A 20,250-nucleotide genomic window follows, 5' to 3' on the forward strand; every position below is an offset into this window, starting at 1 on the left:
GGGACTTCAAGGGCCGGCCGTCGAATGGGCTCGCCACCGGCCGGCCGCATCGTCCGCGGCGTCATCTTCGCGCCTCTCCCGGAGGATTCTTCTAAGCCTTCCCCGGCTTCTCCGGCTCCTTCCGGACGGGTGGTGAAGTTCTTCTTAGCGATCCGGTGCGAGGGCCGTGGTGTTGCCGAGGTTGTCCGGAAGTGCTCATCGCCTTTGGTGGTTATAAGGGCTACGACTATGTACTCGACGCCGGAGAGGGTCGTACTCTTGGCGAGAAAGCGTTGAAGATCCGTCTTGTTCCACGGACCCGCCCCATCGCGTCTGTCGGCGCGATGAAGCGGGCCGGTCTCTACCCGGGCGTTCAAAGCAGGCGGTGGGCATTGTCGTGATGAACCTGTCAGCATAGATCTCCAGACTCGTGACCGAGAACCGTGCAGTCCGGTCGCAAGCCCCTTCACCAGGGCTTTCGCGGCCGGAGCGCCGGTGACGGCACGGGCCCGGACCTGAGGCGTCATTGGTTTTCGGGAGACGATGATGATCACTCGATCACCCTGTCGGTTTTTTCCCCGCGGCTTTACGTACTGCAACCGGTAAGGCGGCTGGAGAGAAGCATTAAGCTAGACAGTGGCAGACATGGTCGCCCCTGTGCCGCGCGCCGCCACCCGGTGGCGCTATGGTCGTGGTGGGCGTGACCGGTCCCGTCGGGCACGCGACCCGTGTGGCCCGGGAGTCGCCACCACATTTCCATGGTCCCCCACAAAGCCACCTACGGTGCGGAGCGAGGACGAATGTACGACGTATTGTCCGCGTTGATACCCCCCGCGGTCGTCGGAGGGGCCTTCATCTTCGGAGTGGTCAAGCTACTTCGGGGTGAAGCGGCCGCCCGGCGGTCGGGAAAACAGCCCGACGCGGCCGGGCCGCAGAAGGGCTGATCCCTCCGGGGCACGGTTCCCCGGGAATCGCCGGTCGGCGGAATTGCCGCCCCTCGATTGCGGGTATATGTTTAGCTGTGAATCAAACAATACTCCGCGAAAGGATTGCGTAGATGGCCAAGCAGATCCAGGAGATTCTCATCGACGACCTCGATGGGGGCGAGGCCAATGAGACGGTCGCCTTCGCGATTGACGGCACCAGCTATGAGATTGACCTGAGTGACGTTAACGCGAAGAAGCTCCGCGACTCCCTGTCGCCTTTCGTGCAGAGCGCCCGTCGTTCCGGCGCCCTGGCGCCCCGCCGCCGCCGTGCGGGCGGAAGCCGGGCACTCACGCGAGAGAAGAGCGCCGACATCCGGGCGTGGGCCAAGTCCCACGGCCTTAATGTCAGCGAGCGCGGCCGAATCGCCTCCAAGATCGTCGAGCAGTACGAGGCCGCTCACTAGAGTCGGTTCGTAGATCGCGTGAATCATGCGGTTATGGCGGTCACGGTGGGGTCCGGTGGCGGCCATGACCGCATGAAGCGTTTGAGGGACGGATAAACGTCGTTCGCTTGCGGCGTAGCGGGAACATCGCACCCCCCGTAGGTAGTTGGATGGAGGGTGAACGCCCTGCTCTCGGGGAACGTCTTCTGCGTAGAGCGGTCGCCGGGTCGGGGCTACCATGCGGGATGACAGGGCCCGGATATCCCGGACCTGCCTGACCGCTCTGTGAGGAGCGACGAGATGTTCGAGAGGTTCACCGACCGCGCACGGCGGGTTGTCGTCCTGGCCCAAGAAGAGGCCCGGATGCTCAACCACAACTACATCGGTACGGAGCACATTCTTCTTGGCTTGATCCATGAAGGTGAAGGCGTTGCCGCCAAGGCTCTGGAGAGCCTCGGCATCAGTCTTGAAGGTGTGCGTCAGCAGGTCGAGGAGATCATCGGCCAAGGGCAGTCTGCGCCGTCGGGGCACATTCCGTTCACCCCGCGCGCCAAGAAGGTCCTTGAGCTGTCGCTCCGTGAGGCCTTGCAACTGGGTCACAACTACATCGGCACCGAGCACATCCTGCTCGGCCTCATCCGTGAGGGCGAGGGTGTGGCCGCCCAGGTGCTGGTGAAGCTGGGTGCCGACCTCAACCGGGTGCGGCAGCAGGTCATCCAGTTGCTCCACGGTTACCAGGGCAAGGAGCCGGCCGCCGCGGGCGGTCCGACCGAGGCCGCGCCGTCGACCTCCCTTGTGCTGGACCAGTTCGGCCGCAACCTGACCCAGGCCGCCCGCGAGGGCAAGCTCGACCCGGTCATCGGCCGCGACAAGGAGATCGAGCGGGTCATGCAGGTCCTGTCCCGCAGGACCAAGAACAACCCGGTCCTGGTGGGCGAGCCCGGCGTCGGCAAGACCGCCGTGGTGGAGGGCCTGTCGCAGAAGATCGTCAAGGGCGAGGTCCCCGAGACGCTCAAGGACAAGCAGCTCTACACCCTGGATCTGGGTGCCCTGGTGGCCGGTTCGCGCTACCGCGGCGACTTCGAGGAGCGCCTGAAGAAGGTCCTCAAGGAGATCCGCACCCGCGGCGACATCATCCTGTTCATCGACGAGCTGCACACGCTCGTCGGCGCGGGTGCCGCCGAGGGGGCGATCGACGCCGCCAGCATCCTCAAGCCGATGCTGGCCCGCGGTGAGCTGCAGACCATCGGCGCCACCACCCTCGACGAGTACCGCAAGCACCTGGAGAAGGACGCGGCGCTGGAGCGGCGCTTCCAGCCGATCCAGGTGGCCGAGCCCAGCCTCAGCCACACGATCGAGATCCTCAAGGGGCTGCGCGACCGTTACGAGGCGCACCACCGCGTCTCCATCACCGACGGCGCCCTGGTGGCCGCCGCGCAGCTGGCCGACCGCTACATCAGCGACCGGTTCCTGCCCGACAAGGCGATCGACCTCATCGACGAGGCCGGCTCGCGCATGCGCATCCGCCGCATGACCGCGCCGCCGGACCTGCGCGAGTACGACGAGAAGATCGCCAACGTCCGGCGCGACAAGGAGTCCGCGATCGACGCGCAGGACTTCGAGAAGGCCGCCGCGCTGCGCGACCAGGAGAAGCAGCTCCAGCTCAAGCGCGAGCGCCGCGAGAAGGAGTGGAAGGCCGGCGACATGGATGTCGTCGCCGAGGTCACCGAGGAGCTCATCGCCGAGGTCCTGGCGACCGCGACGGGCATCCCGGTCTTCAAGCTCACCGAGGAGGAGTCCCAGCGGCTGCTCCGCATGGAGGACGAGCTGCACAAGCGGATCATCGGCCAGGACGACGCCATCAAGGGTCTGTCCCGTTCGATCCGCCGCACGCGCGCCGGTCTGAAGGACCCGCGCCGTCCGGGTGGCTCCTTCATCTTCGCCGGTCCGTCCGGTGTCGGTAAGACCGAGCTGTCCAAGGCGCTCGCCGAGTTCCTGTTCGGGGACGAGGACACGCTGATCATGCTGGACATGTCGGAGTTCATGGAGAAGCACACCGTCTCCCGGCTGTTCGGCTCGCCTCCCGGCTACGTCGGATACGAGGAGGGTGGTCAGCTGACGGAGAAGGTGCGGCGCAAGCCGTTCTCGGTCGTCCTGTTCGACGAGATCGAGAAGGCTCACCCCGACATCTTCAACTCGCTGCTGCAGATCCTGGAAGACGGTCGTCTGACCGACGCCCAGGGCCGGGTGGTCGACTTCAAGAACACCGTCATCATCATGACGACGAACCTCGGCACCCGGGACATCTCCAAGGGGCAGGGTGTCGGCTTCGCGAGGTCCAACGACACCGAGTCGAACTACGACCGGATGAAGGCGAAGGTCCAGGAGGAGCTGAAGCAGCACTTCCGGCCCGAGTTCCTCAACCGCGTCGACGACATCGTGGTCTTCCACCAGCTCACGCCGAAGGAGATCATCCAGATCGTCGACCTGATGCTGGCCCAGGTGAGCCTGCGTCTGAAGGACCGCGACATGGGTCTGGAGGTCTCGCCGGAGGCCAAGCAGCTGCTGGCCGACCGTGGTTACGACCCGGTGATGGGTGCCCGTCCGCTCCGCCGGACGATCCAGCGCGAGCTGGAGGACATCCTCTCGGAGAAGATCCTGTACGGCGAGCTCCGTCCCGGCCAGGTGGTGAAGGTCTCGATCGAGGGCGAGGGAGAGAACGCCAAGTTCGTCTTCGCCGGTGAGCTGGCGGACCGGGTCCCCGACTCGGCCGCCGCCATCGCCGCGCCGATCCAGCAGTAGGTCCTGCCCGCCCGGTGGGCGGGATTCCGGGGCGGTGCCCGAGCGGCGCCGCCCCGGGCGAACAGAGCAGACCCCGTCGTGAAGGGATTCACGGCGGGGTCTGCTCATTTGTTATCTAAGGAGGTATCTCACCACGAAAGGTAGTACTACACTCTGTAGAGTGAACTCGGTGCGCCTCATTCGGTGACGCCTGCGTCGCTCTGACCGCGGTGAGGCCGGTATCGAGATCAGCCCGGCGACGTACCGGTGAATCAGCTCCGAGCATGGCGCGGGGCCGGTGCGCGTCAGGGATTCTTCAACGGACCGGGCCGAGTCCCCGGCAGGGAGAGCTCCCGGCTCGTGGCCTCGACGGCGCAGGGCGCCGGGGTCGCTCACACGGTATGCCTTGGAGGCACTGGATGCGCTTGCGGCACGAGGACGGGACGCTCGTTCACCTGGCCTACAACGCGGGCGTGCACCCCGCCGAGGACCTGGAGAACCTCATCGCCCACCTGACCAGGTACGCGGTGCCGGTGCGCAAGCGCCTGGGGGTGGAGCGGATGGGCATCGGCCTGTGGCTTTCCCCGAGTGTGGCGGACCACCTCGTCGCCGACCGGATCGAGCTGGTACGGCTGCGCCGCTCCCTTGAGGAGCGCGGTCTGGAGGTGGTCAGCCTCAACGGCACCGGCGGCAGGAACCAGGAGTCCCCCGGTCCCGACTGGGCCAAGCCCGAGCGTTACCGCTACACGATGGCGCTGGCCAGGATCCTGGCCTTCCTGCTCCCGCAGGACGTCCGGTTCGGAAGCATCTCCACCATCCCCATCGGCTGGCGCCGCGACTGGCCCGCCGACCTGCACATGATCGCCTCGCGCCGGCTGGAGCGCCTCGCGCGTGAGCTGCGCGGCCTCTACAGCGTCACGGGCAAGACGATCAGGGTCGGTTTCGAGCCCTGGCCCGGCTGTGTGCTGGAGACGACCGAGCAGGCCCTCGACAGGGTGTGCGGCATCGACTCCGAACACCTGGGGGTGTGCTTGGACGCCTGCCACCTCGCGGGAGGCGCCGAGGAGCCCGGGGCCGCCCTGCGCGGCCTGGCCGCGGCCGGGGCCCCCGTGGTCAAGCTCGGTCACGTGCACAACCACATGGCCGCCGCCTGCCAGGAACTGCCCAGCACCCGTCCGATCCTGGAGGACACCCTCACCGCGATGCTGTCCGGCGCCGTCAACGGCACCGCCCACATCGAGGTGGAGACCCACGACCTGGCCGTTCCCCTACGGACCAAGGGGCCCGGCGCGCTGGTCAACATGATCGCCGAAGAGCTCGACTGGGCCCGTACCAACCTCACCGCCCTGGGACTGCGCCTGGCCGCCTGACCGGCCCACGCCGCCTGACCGGCCGCCGGCCGGTTGGAACCCGGTCGGCCCGGCTGTCGGCCGGTTGGAACCCGGTCGGCCCGCGCTCGCCGCCGACCGGTGTGAGGCCGACCGGCCCGGCCGCCGATCGGCCTGACCTGGTCGGCTCACGCCCGGCCGGTTCTCAGCCCGGCAGGCGGTAGGTGCCGTCGTCCAGAACCTCGGCCAGGCCGTCGGCGACCAGCCCGTCGAGGGCACGTTCCCGCTGCGCGGCGTCGTCCCAGACCACGTCCAGGGTGTCCTTGGGAACCGGGCCGTGGGCCTGGCGCAACACCGCGAGCAGCCTGCCCCGGCACTGGCGGTCCGTGCCCGCGTAGGTCTGCCCCTTGCGGGCGGGGCCGTCGTAGGCGGGTTTGCCGGCCAGCCGCCAGGCGCACAGGTCGCTGATCGGGCAGTCGGCGCAGCGCGCCGCGCGGGCCGTGCACACCAGGGCGCCCAGCTCCATGACGGCGACGGCCCAGACAGGGGCCCGCTCGGCGTCCGGCAGCAGCCGGGCGGCGAGCCTGCGCTCGGCGGGCGTGGTGGCCTTGGGGGGATACTCCTCGCCCTGTACGGCGCGGGCCAGCACCCGCCGCACATTGGTGTCGAGGACGGCGTGGCGGCCCCTGAAGGCGAAGCTGGCGACCGCCGCGGCGGTGTACTCGCCGACGCCGGGAAGCGTCAGCAGCGTGGCGTGGTCGGAGGGGACCTCGCCGCCGTGCCGGTCGGTGACCGCGCGGGCACAGGCGTGCAGGTTCAGGGCCCGCCGGGGATAACCGAGACGTCCCCAGTGACGTACGGCCTCGCCGGGCGGTTCCTGAGCGAGGGCGGCGGGCGTCGGCCAGCGCTCCATCCACTCGGTCCAGACGGGCAGCACCCTGACCACCGGTGTCTGCTGCAGCATGATCTCGCTCACCAGGATCGACCATGGTGAGGCGCCGGGCTCGCGCCAGGGGAGGTCCCGGGCGTTCTCGGCGTACCAGTCGAGAACAGGTTCGAGGAGATGGTTGGGCTCGGCCACCTTTCGACGATAGTGCCGGATCGGATGTCCTTGAGAAGGCGCGCGTCGCCTTGATCCCCGCGGGTGCGCGAAAGGGCACGGGCAGCGGCGGGTCGTTCCTCGTGTCCCACAAGGACTCTCCATACTGTGCGTATGGATCCGGACACCTTCCGTAGTGATATCGAGGTCGACGTCTACTGGCGGCGCCGGATGGCCGCTCTCGTCGGCGTGCTCGTGGTGGTCGCCCTGGTGGCATGGGCCTGCTCGGCCACAAGCGGACCGGATGACACCTCGCCGAAGGACGCCTCCGCCACCCGACCGGCCGCGTCGGCTTCCGCGCCGGTCGTTTTGCCCTCACCGACGGCTGCCTCCGGACCGGCGGGGAGCCCGAGCCCGGCCCCGACCCCCGTTCCACACGCCGTGAAGGCGGCCTCGCGGGTCAAACGGCCGGGAGACGCCTGTGAGGCGCCGCAGCTCGTGCTCAACATGGAGGGCCGGGGCACCGTCTACCCGGCCGGGGCCCGGCCGCGGTTCATCGTCACCCTGGTCAACACCGGCAAGGTGATGTGCACCGCCGATGTCGGGCCGCGCACGATGGAGGTCCGCATCACCTCCGGCGACGACCGGGTCTGGTCGTCCGCCGACTGCGTCAGCGGTGAGGTCGACGACATCCGCCGACTCGACCGGGGCATTCCATACGTTCGGGAACTGGTGTGGGACCGTCGCCGCTCCAGCGCGGACTGCCGGACCGAAGGTGTGCCCGCCCGTCCCGGCACGTACGTCGCCGTGGTGCGCCTCCCGGGGGTGAGCAGCAGCAAGACCGTCTTCCACCTCCGCTAGCCCTCCGGCGCCCCGGATGTGCCGGGGCGAAGGCGGGAGCGCCGGGTGCCGCGCCGCCCGCCGCTAGACGTAGCGTTCGAGGATGGACGACTCGGCCAGCCGGGACAGGCCCTCGCGGATGTGCCGGGCCCGGGCCTCACCGACGCCCCCCACCTCCTGAAGGTCGCCGGTGCTGGCGGCCAGCAGCTTCTGCAGGCTGGCGAACTGGTCGACCAGGCGGTCGACCACCGTGCTCGGCAGACGGGGAACCTTGGCCAGCAGCCGGTAACCCCGCGGACTCACCGCCGTCTCCAGGGCGTCGTTGCCGGAGTGGCCGAGGATCTGGGCGACGGCGGAGATGTCGAGCAGCTCGTCGGAGGTGAGCTGGTCGAGCTCGTGCAGCGCGTCGGCGAACTTGCGGGGGCGTCGGCCCGCCGCGGGGAGGTAGTCGCGCACGATCAGCTCGCGGTCACTCTCGGTGCCGGCCACGAGCTCGTTCAGCTGCAGGGAGAGCAGCCGGCCGTCGGTGCCCAGCTCCACCACGTAGCCGGCGATCTCCTCGGAGATGCGCCTGACCATCTCCAGCCGCTGCACGACGACCGCGACGTCGCGGACCGTCACCAGATCCTCGATCTCCAGCGCCGAGAGGGTGCCGGAGACCTCGTCCAGGCGGAGCTTGTAGCGCTCCAGCGTGGCCAGGGCCTGGTTGGCCTTGGACAGGATCACCGCCGACTCCTCCAGCACGTAGCGGATGCCGTCGAGGTAGAGGGCGATGATCCGCATGGACTTGCTGAGGGAGATGACGGGGAACGACGTCTGCAGCGCCACGCGCTGGGCGGTGCGGTGGCGGGTGCCGGACTCGTCGGTCGGAATGGACGGGTCGGGCATCAGGTGCACCGCCGCGCGGACGATCCTGAGGTCGTCCGCGTTCAGGACGATGGCGCCGTCCATCTTGGCCAGCTCGCGCAGGCGCGTCGCGGAGAACTCGACGTCCAGCTCGAAGCCGCCGCTGCAGATCTCCTCGACCGTCCGGTCGTACCCCAGCACGATCAGGCCGCCCGTGTGGCCGCGGAGAATGCGCTCCAAACCGTCGCGTAACGGGGTTCCCGGCGCCACCGCGGCGAGGACACCCCTGCGGCGTTCGTCGAGCCCTTTGTACGTTGCTGCCACATGACCCCCGTGGTCTGCGTATCACGCCCAGCTTACCGGGGAAGGGCCCGCGCGGTCCGGAATCGTCGCACGAGCGTCCGCCGAGGGCCCGGCGCTCCGATCCGCGGGAGGCCGGAACACCTCAGGTGACATGGGTGAGCGCGTCCCAGACGTTGGCCGCCTCGACCACGTCGAAGCCGGGCCCGAAACTGGAGGAGTGTCCGGCGACGGGGACCAGCGCCTGGTGGCCGTCGCGCTTCTTGCCCGTCTCGAGGGACCCGGCGGGGACCAGCGCGCGGGTGAAGCCCAGCCGTGCGGCCTCCGACAACCGGCGGCGTACGTCACGCACCGGGCGGAGCTCCCCGGCCAGGCCCACCTCGCCCAGCACGACCAGCCCGGCCGGGAGCGCCTTGTCGCCGGCGGCGCTGGCCACCGCGAGCATCACCGAGAGGTCGACCGCGGGGTCGTTGAGCTTGATGCCGCCGACCGTGGCGGTGAACACGTCGCACCCGCCGAGTTTGGCGTTGAGCCGCCGCTCCAGCACGGCCAGCACCATGGTGACCCGGTAGGTGTCGAGCCCGGAGGAGGAGCGGCGCGGCTGCTGGGCCTCGGTGCGGGCGACCAGGGCCTGGACCTCGGCGGGCAGCGGCCGGGTGCCCTCCAGGGTGACGGTGACGCAGGTGCCGGGCACGGGTTCGGTGCGGTGGGAGACGAAAAGGCCGCTGGCGTCGGCGATGCCCTCGATGCCGCCCTCGTGCAGGTCGAAGCAGCCGACCTCGTCGACCGGGCCGTACCGGTTTTTGATCGCGCGGACCAGGCGGAGCCGGGAGTGCCGATCGCCCTCGAAGTGGAGGACGACGTCGACCAGGTGCTCCAGGGTGCGCGGGCCGGCGATCGAACCCTCCTTGGTGACGTGGCCGACCAGCACGGTGGACATGCCACGCTCCTTGGCCAGCCGCACCATGTTGCCGGCGACCTCTCTGACCTGGGTCACCCCGCCGGGCACGCCGGTCGCCTGGGCGGAGCCGATCGTCTGCACCGAGTCGACGATGAGCAGATCAGGCTGGACCTTCTCGACGTGGGCGACCAACGCGCTCAGGTCGGTCTCGGCCGCGAGGTAGAGGCGCTCCTGGATCGCGCCGATGCGGTCGGCCCTGACCCGCACCTGGGAGGCCGACTCCTCGCCCGTGACGTACAGCACGGTCTGCCGGCGAGCGATCTTGGCTGCGGCGTCGAGCAGGAGGGTGGACTTGCCGATGCCGGGCTCACCCGCCAGGAGCACGACGGCGCCGGGCACCAGGCCGCCGCCGAGAACCCGGTCGAGCTCGCCGACGCCGGTGCGCCGCGCGTGCGCCACCTCGGCCTTGACCTGACCGATCGGGACGGCCGGGGCCGTCACCGCGCCCGCCGAGGCCACGTTCACGCCCGCGCGGGCGGTCTCCTCCTCGACCGTGCCCCAGGACTGGCACTCGCCGCAGCGCCCGACCCATTTCGCGGTCTGCCACCCGCACTCGGCACAGCGGTAGCCAGCAGCCTTCTTCGCCATGGCCGCACGTTACCGGCCCGCACCGACAACTTTCACCCGGTACGGCACACCGTGTCGCGTCCGCCGGCGGCCAGGCGCCCCTCCCCGCCGGCGGACGCGGGGCGGGGGCGGGGCGAGCGCGACGGGGCCGTCAGATGTGACCTTCGAGGTCGGCCAGGAGCAGGCGCTTGGGCTTGGCACCCCTGATCTGCTGCACGACCTCCCCGTTCTTGTAGAGGTTGAGCGTGGGCAGGCCGAGAACGCCGTACCGGCTGGAGATCTCGGGGTAGTCGTCGGCGTTGAGCTTGGCGATCGTGAGGCGCTCGCCGAGCTCCGCCTCGATCTGCTCCAGCACCGGCGCGATCATCTTGCACGGCCCGCACCATTCGGCCCAGAAGTCGACCAGGACGGGCTTGTCGCTCTGGAGCACCTGCTCGGCGAAGTTCTCGGCGGTCAGCGTGATCATTGTTCTCCCACTCTCCTCAGTGTGCAGCCGGGGCAGGTCGTGGCCAGCTGGGCGGCCACCTCCGCTCTGCGGGAGAGCAGCGCGCGGATCTCGTCGTCGATCTCCGCCAGCTTGCGCTGGTAGACGGCCACGGATTCCGGGCACGCGCCGCCGGACTCGTGCCCCGCCCGCAGGCAGGCCACGAACGGCCGGGCGTCGTCCAGAGTGAAGCCGACGGCGAGCAGCGACCGGATCTCCGAGACGAGCCGCAGGTCCGTCTCGCCGTACTCCCGGTAACCGTTGGCCGAGCGCCGGGCCGTGATCAGCCCCTGCTGTTCGTAGTAGCGCAACGCCCGGGTGCTGACCCCGGCCCGCCGCGCCAGCTCACCGATCCGCATACGGCCCTCCCACTACGGCCCTCCCACGGCACGACGATAAACGTTGACGTCAACGTCAAGGTCAAGCCCGTGCTCCGTTGTTCCCGGCCCTCCCGTCGCGCGGGGCGGCGGGGACGGGAGGGCCCGGAGCCGGGAGGGCCCGCCGAGCGGGCACGGGGGACGGGCTCAGAACCGCTTCCAGCGCAGCACGTTGGGGTAGGCGATCTCCAGGCCGGTGGTCTCGGCGATGGCCTGTTCGGCGACCGCCGGGGTGAACTCGATGCGGAGCACGGCCTCCAGGTCCGCGCGGCGCTCGAAGACCATGCGCAGGTCGAGAGGCTCGCTTCGCCAGCCCTGGCGCTCCCAGAACGCCTCGACGGACCGGGCCGAGTACGCCGGGACGGAGCGGCTGAACCAGCGACCGAAGGCGCCGCGCGTGGCATCGAGATCGATCACGAAGGCCGCGCCACCGCGCCGCATCACCCGGGAGAGCTCGGCCAGCCCGGGTTCGCAGCCAGGGCCGAAGAAGTAGGCCCAGCGCGCGACGGCCACGTCCACGCAGGCGTCGGGCACCGGCAACGACTGGGCGGTGCCCACGCGGACCTCGACGTTGGGCAGGGCACGGCAGCGACGCCTGGCCAGCTGGACGAGGTCGTCGTGCGGCTCGACCCCGATCACTCGGGCAGCCGTGGCCGACATGGACGGCAGGTGGTAGCCCGTCCCGCAACCGATGTCGACGACGGTCGCCCCGGTCCGGGGCCTGACGGCGGACATCGCGGCGTCGGCCCGCCCGTCCGGGTCGACCGCCCGGTTCTCCAGCTCGTAGACCTGCGGCGTGTTCCAGATGTTGGGGCTGGGGACGGCGCCCTTCATGACCCTCGGCATGTTCTTACCGTAACGGTGTAACAGTGTGATATCGGCTGCATCGGCGGTGCAGGACAGCACCTCTCTCCGCGCCCGCTTAGGCTGGCAATCGTGGGCGACATAAGCGAGCGGGCCGGTAGGCACAGCGGTGTTCGCGAGCGTGTGCTCCGAGCCGGAGACAAGGAAGCGGTATGAGCGTCCGAGTACCCAGCGCGAAGATCGCGCTGTCCACCGCGTCGGTGTATCCCGAGCGGACCCCCGACGCCTTCGAGCTGGCAGCGCGTCTCGGATACGACGGTGTGGAGATCATGGTGGGCGCCGACCCCGTGAGCCAGGACGTCGACGTCCTGGAGCGGCTGTCCGACCACTACCAGCTGCCGATCCTGGCCATTCACGCCCCCTGCCTGCTGGTGACCCAGCGGGTGTGGGGCAAGGATCCGTGGGCCAAGCTCCAGCGAGCCCAGCGGGCCGCCGAGCGGGTCGGCGCGAGAACGGTCGTGGTGCACCCGCCGTTCCGGTGGCAGCGCGACTACGCGCGCGACTTCGAGACCGGCCTGGCCAGGATGCGCGAGGAGACCGACGTCGTCTTCGCGGTGGAGAACATGTTCCCGCTGCGGGCCAGGAACAACGAGGTCGTGCCGTACTCTCCCGACTGGAACCCGCTCGACTACGACTTCCCCCAGGTCACCCTGGATCTGTCCCACACGGCGGTCTCCGGGACCGACGCCATGGAGATGTTCACCAAGCTCGGTGACCGGCTGGCCCACCTGCATCTGGCCGACGGTGTGGGGGTGCCGAACAAGGACGAGCACCTGGTGCCGGGCAGGGGCAACCAGCCGTGCGGGCCGATCCTGGAGCGCATGGCGGGCAACGGCTTCTCCGGGCTGGTCGTGCTTGAGATCAACACGCGCAAGGCCGCGAGCCGGACCGAGCGGATCGACGACCTCACCGAGGCGCTGGCCTTCGCCCGGTCGCATCTGGCCGCCTCCGCCACCGCATGAGCGCGCCGTCCTCGAACGGATCCTCCGCCGGCCGGGCCGCCACGACCGGGCCGGAGCAGGTGGCCGGGCCGGAGGCGGTGTCCGTGACCGGGCCGGAGGCGGTGGCAGCGGCGGCGACGAGGCCGGAGGCGGTGGCAGGGGCGGCGGCGGCGACGGGGCCGGAGGCGGAGCCGGTGACCGCGGTGAACACGGGTGAGCCGGTGCCGCGGACGGCCGCCAGGCGGCGTTCCGGCCGCAGGCCGGGTTCGGCGGACACCCGAGGGCAGATCCTCGCGGCGGCGCGTGAGATCTTCGCCGAGAAGGGGTTCGACAAGGCGACCGTCCGGGGCATCGCCCGGCAGGCGGGGGTGGACCCGGCGCTGGTCCACCACTACTTCGACGGCAAGGAGGGCGTGTTCGTCGCGGCGATGGAGCTGCCGGTCAATCCGGAGAAGGTCATCCCCGTCATCCTGGCCGGCCCGCGCGCGGAGGCCGGTGAACGGCTCGCCCGGCTCATCCTGACGATCACCTCCGACCCCGGCGCCCGCCAGCCGCTGCTGGCGCTGGTCAGGACCGCGATGACCAACGACCGGATGGTCGTCACGATCAGGGAGTTCATGACGCACGCCCTCCTGCACCGGGTGGCGGAGAGCCTGGGGGTTCCGCCGGTCCGGATGGAGGCCGCCTTCGCCCAGCTGTTCGGCGTGGTCCTGGTGCGTTACGTCTTCGAGCTGGAGCCGATGGCCTCGGCCGAGGTGGAGGAACTGGTCGAGCTGCTCGGCCCCACCATCCAGCGGTACGTGGACGGGTCCGCCTAGCGTCGCCGCCGTGACCCGGCGACCGGGCCGGTGTCGGTGCCCGCGGCGCTCCTGTCGCGACCAGGAGACCGGTCCGGTGCCAGCGACGCTCCCGTCATGACCGGGAGACCGGTCCGGTGCCAGTGGCGCCGGCCCGGCACGACGCCGCACTACCGCACCGTCGGCCCGGCACGACGCCGCACCCGCCGCACCGTCGGCCCGGTGAACGTGTGCGATCGTTTACGTGGTCTCGGCCTCCCGCGCGGCGTGAAGTGTGTAGAGCATTGTTCTGGGGAGTGGGTTGACCATAGGGTTGCCGGGATCATCACGGGTCGTACGCCGATCGAAAGTTACTCGTGGGTAGGATCTGTGGGGACCCGTTGTCACCGTGGATGACCGGCGGTCGTACGCTGGCAGCCAACGCCGTCTGTGGGAGGACCCGTGCTCTGGGTAGCGATCATCGGGCTGGTCATGACAGCCGTCGCGGTCGCGCTTGCCGCGCGCCGTGTGCTGTTCCTCTACAAGCTCGCCACCGTCGGGCCCCCCGCGCCCGAGCGCGTCGAATACGCCAGGAGCCATCTCGGCGAGGAGATCAAGGCTCAGCTGGTCGAGGTCTTCGGGCAGCGGAAGCTGCTGAAGTGGACACCGTCCGGGGTGGCCCACTTCTTCGTCATGTGGGCCTTCTTCATCCTGGCGACGGTCTACCTCGAGGCGTACGGCGCGCTCATCCAGGGGGCGATCACCGGCACCCCCGACTTCCACATCCCGATCATCGGGCGATGGGCCGTCCTGGGCTTTCTGCAGGACTTCATCGCGGTCGCCGCCCTGCTCGGCCTGATCGCCTTCGCGGTCATCCGGGTCAAGAACTCGCCGAAGAAGATGGGCCGCAGGTCCCGCTTCTCCGGGTCGCACCTCGGCGGTGCCTGGCTCGTCCTTTTCATGATCTTCAACGTGATCTGGACGATGTTCCTCTTCCGCGGCGCGGCGGCCAACACCGGCAACCTGCCCTACGCGTCGGGTGCGTTCGCCTCCGACGCCACGGCGGCCCTGCTGAGGCCGCTCGGCCCGGGGGCCAACGAGGTCCTGGAGCACGTCGGGCTGCTGCTGCACATCGGCGTCATGCTGGTGTTCCTCGTGATCGTGGTGAACTCCAAGCACCTGCACATCTTCACCGCCCCGCTCAACGTGGCCTTCTCCCGCCGTCCCGACGGCAACGGGCCGGCCCAGCCGCTGCGGATCGACGGCAAGGTCGTCGACTTCGAGGACGAGGACCTGGACGGCGACCGGCTCGGCCGGGGCAAGGTCCAGGACACCACCTGGAAGGGTTTCCTCGACTTCTACACCTGCACCGAGTGCGGGCGCTGCCAGTCGCAGTGCCCGGCATGGAACACCGACAAGCCGCTGTCGCCGAAGATGCTGATCCTGGACCAGCGCGACCACGCCTTCAAGATCGCTCCGTATCTGTCGGCGACCCAGGAGCAGCGGGACGGCTTCCCCGAGGACGTGCTCGCCCTGCTGGACAAGCCGCTGGTCGGCGAGGAGGGCGTCATCCACCCCGACGTGCTCTGGTCCTGCACCAACTGCGGCGCGTGCGTCGAGCAGTGCCCCGTGGACATCGAGCACATCGACCACATCCTCGACATGCGCCGCTACCAGGCGATGGTGGAGTCGAACTTCCCGTCCGAGGCGGGTGTCATGGTGAAGAACCTGGAGAACAAGGGCAACCCGTGGGGGATGTCCGAGATGAAGCGGGCCGACTGGATCGAGGAGCTCGCCGAGCGCGAGGACGACCCGATCGAGATCCAGCTCGTCGACGAGAAGATGCCCGAGGACACCGAGTACCTCTTCTGGGTCGGCTGCGCCGGAGCCCTGGAGGACCGGGCCAAGAAGACCACCAAGGCGGTCGCGGAGCTGCTGCACGTCGCGGGGGTCAAGTTCGCGGTGCTCGGCCCGATGGAGGCGTGCTCCGGTGACCCGGCCCGCCGCCTGGGCATGGAGTATCTCTTCGACATGCTCGCCAAGCAGAACATCGAGACGCTCAACGAGGCCGGGGTCAAGAAGATCGTCGCGACCTGCCCGCACTGCTTCAACACCCTGGCCAACGAGTATCCGCAGCTGGGAGGCACCTTTGAGGTGGTGCACCACACCCAGCTGCTGGCCAAGCTCGTGGACGAGGGCAAGTTGATCCCGGTCACGCCGATCGACGAGAAGATCACCTACCACGACCCCTGCTTCCTCGGCCGCCACAACAAGGTGTACTCCCAGCCCCGCGACATCATGGCCAAGGTGCCCGGGGTGCGGACCCAGGAGATGCACCGCCACAAGGACCGGGGCTTCTGCTGCGGCGCCGGCGGGGCCCGGATGTGGATGGAGGAGCGCATCGGCAAGCGCATCAACACCGAGCGCGTGGACGAGGCCCTCACCACCGATCCGGACACCATCTCCACCGCGTGCCCGTTCTGCCTGGTCATGCTCGGCGACTCGATCAACGAGAAGAAGAATGCGGGCGAGGCCAAGGAGACCCTCGAAGTCGTGGACGTCTCCCAGCTTCTGATCAAGTCGATCAAGGGCCGGCCCGTCGGGACGCCCTGACCCGGAGGGGGGCCGCGTCAGACGCGAGATGTTCTCTCATCTCGCGTCTGACATGCAGTCAAGTTCCCGAGAAAGAGGAATCGGGCCTGAAAACCTTTCTCCACATAACGGGAAAATCACGGTAGCCTCAACGTCGCGTAGCTCATTCGACGGGGAGGGGGCTCGACGATGCGTGTCGTCGTCAGCGATGCCGAGGTTACCCTGGCCGACGTTCTCTCGCTCCGGCTGGCCATGGACGAGCCGCTGGCCGACGGCACCGAGCTGGTCCTGCGCAACCGGGCCACCGCCGCCGAGAGCCGGGTGCGGCTCGGCACGCCGGGGGCCCGGGTGCGCGAGGCGACCCTCGCGGTCTCGCTCGCGCCGCTGGAGCTCGGTCCCGGCCGCTGGGACGCCTACCTCAGGCATGAGGAGAGCCGCACGCGGCTGCGCAGCGTCGACCCGGGCTTCTCGCTCGATCACCTGGACGCCTACGCGCTGAGCCGCCGGACGCTGGCCTACCGCGCCTACCGGACCCGCAACGGCTTCCTGGCCCTGAAGATCGACAATGCCCGGCCGGCGGCCGAGGTCCGCTCCGTCTGGTTCCGGGAGGGCCGCTTCGAGGTCACCGGGCTGCTGACCTTCACCGGTCTGGACGACGACGAGTCCCGGCACGAGGCGAGGCTGGCCCTGCGCCGCAGTCGCCCCGACGCGGAGCTGACGGCGGCGGCCACCGTCCAGGGAGTGCGCTTCCACGCCGCGCTGTCCCTGTGCGACGTGGTCGCCGCCGCCGGCGAGTCCGGTACCTGGGAGCCGTCGCTGCGGGTGGACGGGGTGGCCACGCCGCTGCGCCTGGGTTCCAAGCTGGACGACGTGGACGGCAAGCGCCGCCGGCTGCACTACCCGGCCGCGCAGATCGACGGGGTGCCGATCCGGCCCTGCTACACCGCGGACGACGAACTCCGGATCGAGGTCGGCGGGTGAGGATCTGCCTGCTCGTTCCCTCCGCCTACGGCATGCGGGGTGACGTCCGCTCGGTCGTCAACCTCGCGGGAGAGCTCGCAGAACGCCACGACGTCGAGATTCTCAGCGTCCGCCGCCACCGGGAGAAGCCGTTCTTCCCCATCGAGCCCGCGGTGAACCTGTCCTGGGTGGTCGACGCGCGTCCGGGAGTGCGCCGCCTGTTCCCCCGGGGCCAGATGAGCACCGAGGTCGCGCTCTGGCGGCGGCTGCGCACGCTCAGGGCCGACGTCCTCATCACCACCCGGCCGGCCCTCGGTGTCCAGGCCGCCCGGCACGCGCCGCGCGAGATGCTGCGGATCGCCCGCGAATGGGGCCGCCCTCCGGTGCCGGGCCCGATCAGGAAGTTCTATCCCCGGCTGGACGGGGTCGTCACCGCCACCGAGGCGAGCCGACAGGAGTGGGTCCGCCTCCTGGACGGCAGGACGCCGGTCAGCCTGATCCCGGACGCGCTTCCCGCCGGGCCGTGGCCGCGCTCGCGGATGGACAACCGCATCGTCGCCGCGGGCGGGCGCCTGGTCGCGGCCAAGGCCCACGACCGGCTGATCCGGGCGTTCGCCATCGTCGCCGGCAAGTGTCCCGGCTGGCGGCTGCGCCTGTACGGCGGAGGCCCCGAGGAGAAGCGCCTGCGCGACCTGGTCGCCTCCCTCGGCCTGCACAACCACGTCTACTTCATGGGCACCACCCCCGACCTCGCCGGAGAGTTCGCCAAGGCGTCGATCGTGGCGACGGCCTCCAGGACGGAGGAGCTCGGGATGACCGTGATCGAGGCGATGGCCAGCGGGGTGCCGGTGATCGCGTTCGACAGCCCGCGCGGGCCCGGCGAGTTCGTGACCCACGGACGCAGCGGGGTGCTGGTCCCCGAGGGGGAGGGCGAGATCGAGGCGTACGCCTCCGCGCTGCTCGCGCTCATCGACGACGAGCGGCGCCGCCGGGAGCTCGCCGCGGGCGCCCTGGGGGCCGCGGCGGTGTACGGGGCGCCCGCGGTGGCCGCGCGGTGGGAGGAACTGATCACCGGGACGTCCCGCGGGGCCTGACCCGGGTACCGTTGGGACATGCATGGGTACAGCGGTGACAAGCAGGCTTATCTGACCCGGTTGCGGCGTATCGAGGGGCAGATCCGGGGCCTGCAGCGGATGGTCGAAGAGGATGCCTACTGCATCGACGTGCTGACCCAGGTTTCGGCGGCCACCCGGGCGCTCCAGGCCGTGGCGCTCGGACTGCTGGAGGACCACATCGGGCACTGCGTGGCCGACGCCGTCAGCACCGGCGGGCCGCAGGCCCAGGAGAAGGTCAAGGAGGCGTCGGCGGCCATCGCCCGGCTTGTCCGGTCGTGACTAGTCACCGGGCTATCGGCTGACCACGTCCCGGACTCCCGAGGAGGAGTCCGGGACAGGGTCGTCGATACGGTTCTCTCAGTGGCTTCAGCAGGTCGCCGAAGCGCTCAATCCGAGCGCGTTGTCGAGCTCCACCAAGGTGAGCGGCCGTTCGCTGACAGCGACGGCGGTAAGCACCTCGGCGTAGAGCGCGATCTCGTCCAACGCGACACGGTCGTGGACCCTGGAGTCCAGCTCATCGTGCCCCACCGCGTCGTCCTTCCTTCCGCAGCCCACACCCACTTCGAGGTTACGGCGGGCGGTCAGGCGGTGCCCATGGCCCATCGTGACCATTCCCGGCGCAGCCACCGCGACCCCAAGAGGGTCATTTCCCGGTTTCCGAGATCACAATTCAGCCAATTGTCTGATACATCGGGAGATAGGAGGATATAGGGAGAGTAAGGAAAAAATAACTAAATCTGTGGTTTAAGTGTGTTGATCTATGTCAGAAGTGTCGGGGATAGGTTCCTGATGCTCCTGGTACGTCCGGAAGTGGATCATCCCGTTCGTGTGTCAACCGGTGCACCAGCGCCGAGGCCGTCGCGAACCCCCGCTCGGGGACGGCCGTTCCCGTGAGGCGGCACCAGGCGAGCCCGGTGGCGTACGCCGCTCCCAGCAGCGCGGCGGCCGAGCCCCGGTCCGCCGGGTGCAGCGCCGAGGGCAGCTCGCCGGAGCGCGGCCAGCACCCCCGCAGCGGGTGGGCCGGGTCGATGAGCACGACGTGCAGGATGTGACGGAGCTCGGGGTCCAGCCACCGGTAGACGCCGTCCGCGGCCCGCGGCGCGCAGTCCGCCAGGTCGGCGGCCAGCAGGGAGGCGGCCACCGCCCGCGGATCGGCGCCCTTGGCGGCGAGGAAGCCCAGCGACTGGACCAGGTCGTAGAGCGTGTGCTGGAAGTGGTCCCCGGGTGAGGTGTCGGGAAGCGTCACATGGGGCGGGCACCGCGAGAGCCAGGCGTCCCGCAGCGGCTCGTCGCCGTGATGGGCGACGGACGGGTCGTGGCAGGTCCGGCGGAGCAGCGGGTCGAGGATGGCCAGCAACGCGTCGGCCCGGGGCCGGAACCTGGCGTCGCCGCGCACGATGACCGCCGTGTCGGCCATCAGGGCCACCAGCCGCAGGCCCGCCTCCGGGTGACCGGCCCTGACCCGCTCGCCGTACAACGAGACCAGGTCGTCCAGCGAGGTGGGCGGCAGCCAGCGGACCCACTCGTCACCGGGGAGCGGCCGGGCCAGGAACTCCCCGAACATCGACAGCAGCACCTCGTTGCCGTCGAAGGCGGGTGCGTAGGCGCACCACATGAGCGTGCCCCAGATGGCGGCGACCGGGCTGGCCACCTCCTCGGCGAAGAGCTCCGCGAACGGCCCGGTGATCGGGAAGTCCTCCCTGCGGCGACCGCGCTGGCGGACGACCAGCTCGCGGACCCGCTCGACGATCTCGTACGGGACGTCGGGGCCGATGAACCCCTGAACCGACCCGCGGTCGGCGACGAAGTCGGGTCCGGTGGGGACCATGTGGGGCGTGATCATCGAAGTGGCCGGCACGGTGTACGCCGCCGCGCGGAAGTTCCGGTCGGCGGGCGGCGCGGTCAGGTACCAGCGACCGTCCGCGGGATCCTGGCGGTACCAGCGGGCGTGGGCGCCGAACAGCCAGCGCCCGCCGTCGGGGGTGACCAGGGTGCGCAGCGCGATGGCCTGGGCCCGCGCGAGCGGCGGGGTGGTCGCCCACCGGGGGTCGGTGACCATGGTGCGCACGTCGTTCTCGATGCTGTCGAACCCGTCCCACTGCCACACGCCGGTCATCGGCATTCCGGGGGT

At 69.9% G+C, this 20,250-nt stretch carries 18 protein-coding genes; 10 read left to right on the forward strand and 8 right to left on the reverse strand.

The annotated features are described in order from the left end of the window. Window positions 1–1,036 precede the first annotated feature (1,036 nt). The 3 genes from F4562_RS18245 to F4562_RS18255 all read left to right on the forward strand — a co-directional run bounded on the left by F4562_RS18245 (window position 1,037) and on the right by F4562_RS18255 (window position 5,499). Window positions 1,037–1,369, forward strand: a complete 333-nt coding sequence (locus F4562_RS18245; RefSeq protein ID WP_184543131.1) for a histone-like nucleoid-structuring protein Lsr2 — start codon at window positions 1,037–1,039, stop codon at window positions 1,367–1,369. A 279-nt stretch (window positions 1,370–1,648) separates the two neighbouring features. After that, window positions 1,649–4,150, forward strand: coding sequence for an ATP-dependent Clp protease ATP-binding subunit (locus F4562_RS18250; RefSeq protein ID WP_184543129.1), 2,502 nt, complete (start codon window positions 1,649–1,651; stop codon window positions 4,148–4,150). A 398-nt stretch (window positions 4,151–4,548) separates the two neighbouring features. Then, window positions 4,549–5,499, forward strand: a complete 951-nt coding sequence (locus F4562_RS18255; RefSeq protein WP_184543128.1) for a TIM barrel protein — start codon at window positions 4,549–4,551, stop codon at window positions 5,497–5,499. Window positions 5,500–5,662: 163 nt separating this feature from the next. Here F4562_RS18255 and F4562_RS18260 read toward each other — a convergent pair whose 3' ends face one another. Continuing rightward, entirely contained in the window at window positions 5,663–6,538 is an 876-nt protein-coding gene (locus F4562_RS18260) for an HhH-GPD family protein (RefSeq protein WP_184543126.1), read from the reverse strand. Window positions 6,539–6,670: 132 nt separating this feature from the next. Here F4562_RS18260 and F4562_RS18265 point away from each other — a divergent pair, with 132 nt between their 5' ends. Next, on the forward strand, window positions 6,671–7,357 hold the full coding sequence (locus tag F4562_RS18265) for a hypothetical protein (protein ID WP_184543124.1): 687 nt from the start codon (window positions 6,671–6,673) through the stop codon (window positions 7,355–7,357). 63 nt (window positions 7,358–7,420) lie between these two features. Here F4562_RS18265 and disA read toward each other — a convergent pair whose 3' ends face one another. The 5 genes from disA to F4562_RS18290 form a co-directional block, all read right to left on the reverse strand. After that, window positions 7,421–8,506, reverse strand: coding sequence for a DNA integrity scanning diadenylate cyclase DisA (gene disA, locus F4562_RS18270; RefSeq protein WP_184543122.1), 1,086 nt, complete (start codon window positions 8,504–8,506; stop codon window positions 7,421–7,423). A 121-nt stretch (window positions 8,507–8,627) separates the two neighbouring features. Then, window positions 8,628–10,031, reverse strand: a complete 1,404-nt coding sequence (radA, locus tag F4562_RS18275; RefSeq protein ID WP_184543120.1) for a DNA repair protein RadA — start codon at window positions 10,029–10,031, stop codon at window positions 8,628–8,630. Between the two features lie 130 nt (window positions 10,032–10,161). Next, entirely contained in the window at window positions 10,162–10,476 is a 315-nt protein-coding gene (gene trxA, locus F4562_RS18280) for a thioredoxin (RefSeq protein ID WP_184543118.1), read from the reverse strand. After that, window positions 10,473–10,853, reverse strand: coding sequence for a MerR family transcriptional regulator (locus F4562_RS18285; RefSeq protein WP_184543116.1), 381 nt, complete (start codon window positions 10,851–10,853; stop codon window positions 10,473–10,475). Before F4562_RS18285 ends, trxA begins: the two co-directional genes overlap by 4 nt. 165 nt (window positions 10,854–11,018) lie before the next feature. Then, window positions 11,019–11,717: a class I SAM-dependent methyltransferase gene (locus F4562_RS18290; RefSeq protein WP_184543114.1), complete on the reverse strand. Its 699-nt coding sequence runs from the start codon at window positions 11,715–11,717 to the stop codon at window positions 11,019–11,021. 170 nt (window positions 11,718–11,887) lie between these two features. On the opposite strand from F4562_RS18290, the gene F4562_RS18295 reads away from it, so the two are divergent. From F4562_RS18295 to F4562_RS18320, 6 genes are all read left to right on the forward strand, one after another. Then, a complete protein-coding gene (locus F4562_RS18295; RefSeq protein ID WP_184543112.1) occupies window positions 11,888–12,697 on the forward strand; it encodes a sugar phosphate isomerase/epimerase family protein in 810 nt (269 codons plus the stop codon). After that, on the forward strand, window positions 12,694–13,494 hold the full coding sequence (locus tag F4562_RS18300) for a TetR/AcrR family transcriptional regulator (protein ID WP_221207265.1): 801 nt from the start codon (window positions 12,694–12,696) through the stop codon (window positions 13,492–13,494). The genes F4562_RS18295 and F4562_RS18300 overlap by 4 nt, the downstream gene beginning before the upstream one ends. Window positions 13,495–13,914: 420 nt before the next feature. Then, window positions 13,915–16,065, forward strand: coding sequence for a (Fe-S)-binding protein (locus tag F4562_RS18305; RefSeq protein ID WP_184543110.1), 2,151 nt, complete (start codon window positions 13,915–13,917; stop codon window positions 16,063–16,065). Between the two features lie 168 nt (window positions 16,066–16,233). Next, on the forward strand, window positions 16,234–17,025 hold the full coding sequence (locus F4562_RS18310; protein ID WP_184543108.1) for a hypothetical protein: 792 nt from the start codon (window positions 16,234–16,236) through the stop codon (window positions 17,023–17,025). Then, a complete protein-coding gene (locus tag F4562_RS18315) occupies window positions 17,022–18,098 on the forward strand; it encodes a glycosyltransferase (protein ID WP_184543106.1) in 1,077 nt (358 codons plus the stop codon). The genes F4562_RS18310 and F4562_RS18315 overlap by 4 nt, the downstream gene beginning before the upstream one ends. An 18-nt stretch (window positions 18,099–18,116) precedes the next feature. Beyond that, on the forward strand, window positions 18,117–18,398 hold the full coding sequence (locus F4562_RS18320) for a metal-sensitive transcriptional regulator (RefSeq protein WP_184543104.1): 282 nt from the start codon (window positions 18,117–18,119) through the stop codon (window positions 18,396–18,398). Between the two features lie 87 nt (window positions 18,399–18,485). Here the strand turns inward: F4562_RS18320 and F4562_RS18325 are convergent, their stop codons facing one another. Both F4562_RS18325 and F4562_RS18330 read right to left on the reverse strand, forming a co-directional pair. After that, complete coding sequence (locus F4562_RS18325; RefSeq protein ID WP_184543577.1) at window positions 18,486–18,674, reverse strand: hypothetical protein; 189 nt, start codon at window positions 18,672–18,674, stop codon at window positions 18,486–18,488. A 208-nt stretch (window positions 18,675–18,882) separates the two neighbouring features. Then, complete coding sequence (locus F4562_RS18330) at window positions 18,883–20,235, reverse strand: hypothetical protein (protein ID WP_184543102.1); 1,353 nt, start codon at window positions 20,233–20,235, stop codon at window positions 18,883–18,885. Window positions 20,236–20,250 lie beyond the last annotated feature (15 nt).

Source organism: Streptosporangium becharense (assembly GCF_014204985.1).
Taxonomy (GTDB): domain Bacteria; phylum Actinomycetota; class Actinomycetes; order Streptosporangiales; family Streptosporangiaceae; genus Streptosporangium; species Streptosporangium becharense.

Coding starts and splice junctions, on each gene's coding strand:
- F4562_RS18265 (WP_184543124.1), top strand. CDS start 6,671: ATGGATCCGGACACCTTCCGTAGTGATATCGAGGTCGACGTCTACTGG.
- F4562_RS18330 (WP_184543102.1), bottom strand. CDS start 20,235: ATGACCGGCGTGTGGCAGTGGGACGGGTTCGACAGCATCGAGAACGAC.
- F4562_RS18245 (WP_184543131.1), top strand. CDS start 1,037: ATGGCCAAGCAGATCCAGGAGATTCTCATCGACGACCTCGATGGGGGC.
- trxA (WP_184543118.1), bottom strand. CDS start 10,476: ATGATCACGCTGACCGCCGAGAACTTCGCCGAGCAGGTGCTCCAGAGC.
- F4562_RS18295 (WP_184543112.1), top strand. CDS start 11,888: ATGAGCGTCCGAGTACCCAGCGCGAAGATCGCGCTGTCCACCGCGTCG.
- F4562_RS18255 (WP_184543128.1), top strand. CDS start 4,549: ATGCGCTTGCGGCACGAGGACGGGACGCTCGTTCACCTGGCCTACAAC.
- F4562_RS18290 (WP_184543114.1), bottom strand. CDS start 11,717: ATGCCGAGGGTCATGAAGGGCGCCGTCCCCAGCCCCAACATCTGGAAC.
- F4562_RS18250 (WP_184543129.1), top strand. CDS start 1,649: ATGTTCGAGAGGTTCACCGACCGCGCACGGCGGGTTGTCGTCCTGGCC.
- F4562_RS18285 (WP_184543116.1), bottom strand. CDS start 10,853: ATGCGGATCGGTGAGCTGGCGCGGCGGGCCGGGGTCAGCACCCGGGCG.
- F4562_RS18310 (WP_184543108.1), top strand. CDS start 16,234: ATGCGTGTCGTCGTCAGCGATGCCGAGGTTACCCTGGCCGACGTTCTC.
- radA (WP_184543120.1), bottom strand. CDS start 10,031: ATGGCGAAGAAGGCTGCTGGCTACCGCTGTGCCGAGTGCGGGTGGCAG.
- F4562_RS18320 (WP_184543104.1), top strand. CDS start 18,117: ATGCATGGGTACAGCGGTGACAAGCAGGCTTATCTGACCCGGTTGCGG.
- F4562_RS18300 (WP_221207265.1), top strand. CDS start 12,694: ATGAGCGCGCCGTCCTCGAACGGATCCTCCGCCGGCCGGGCCGCCACG.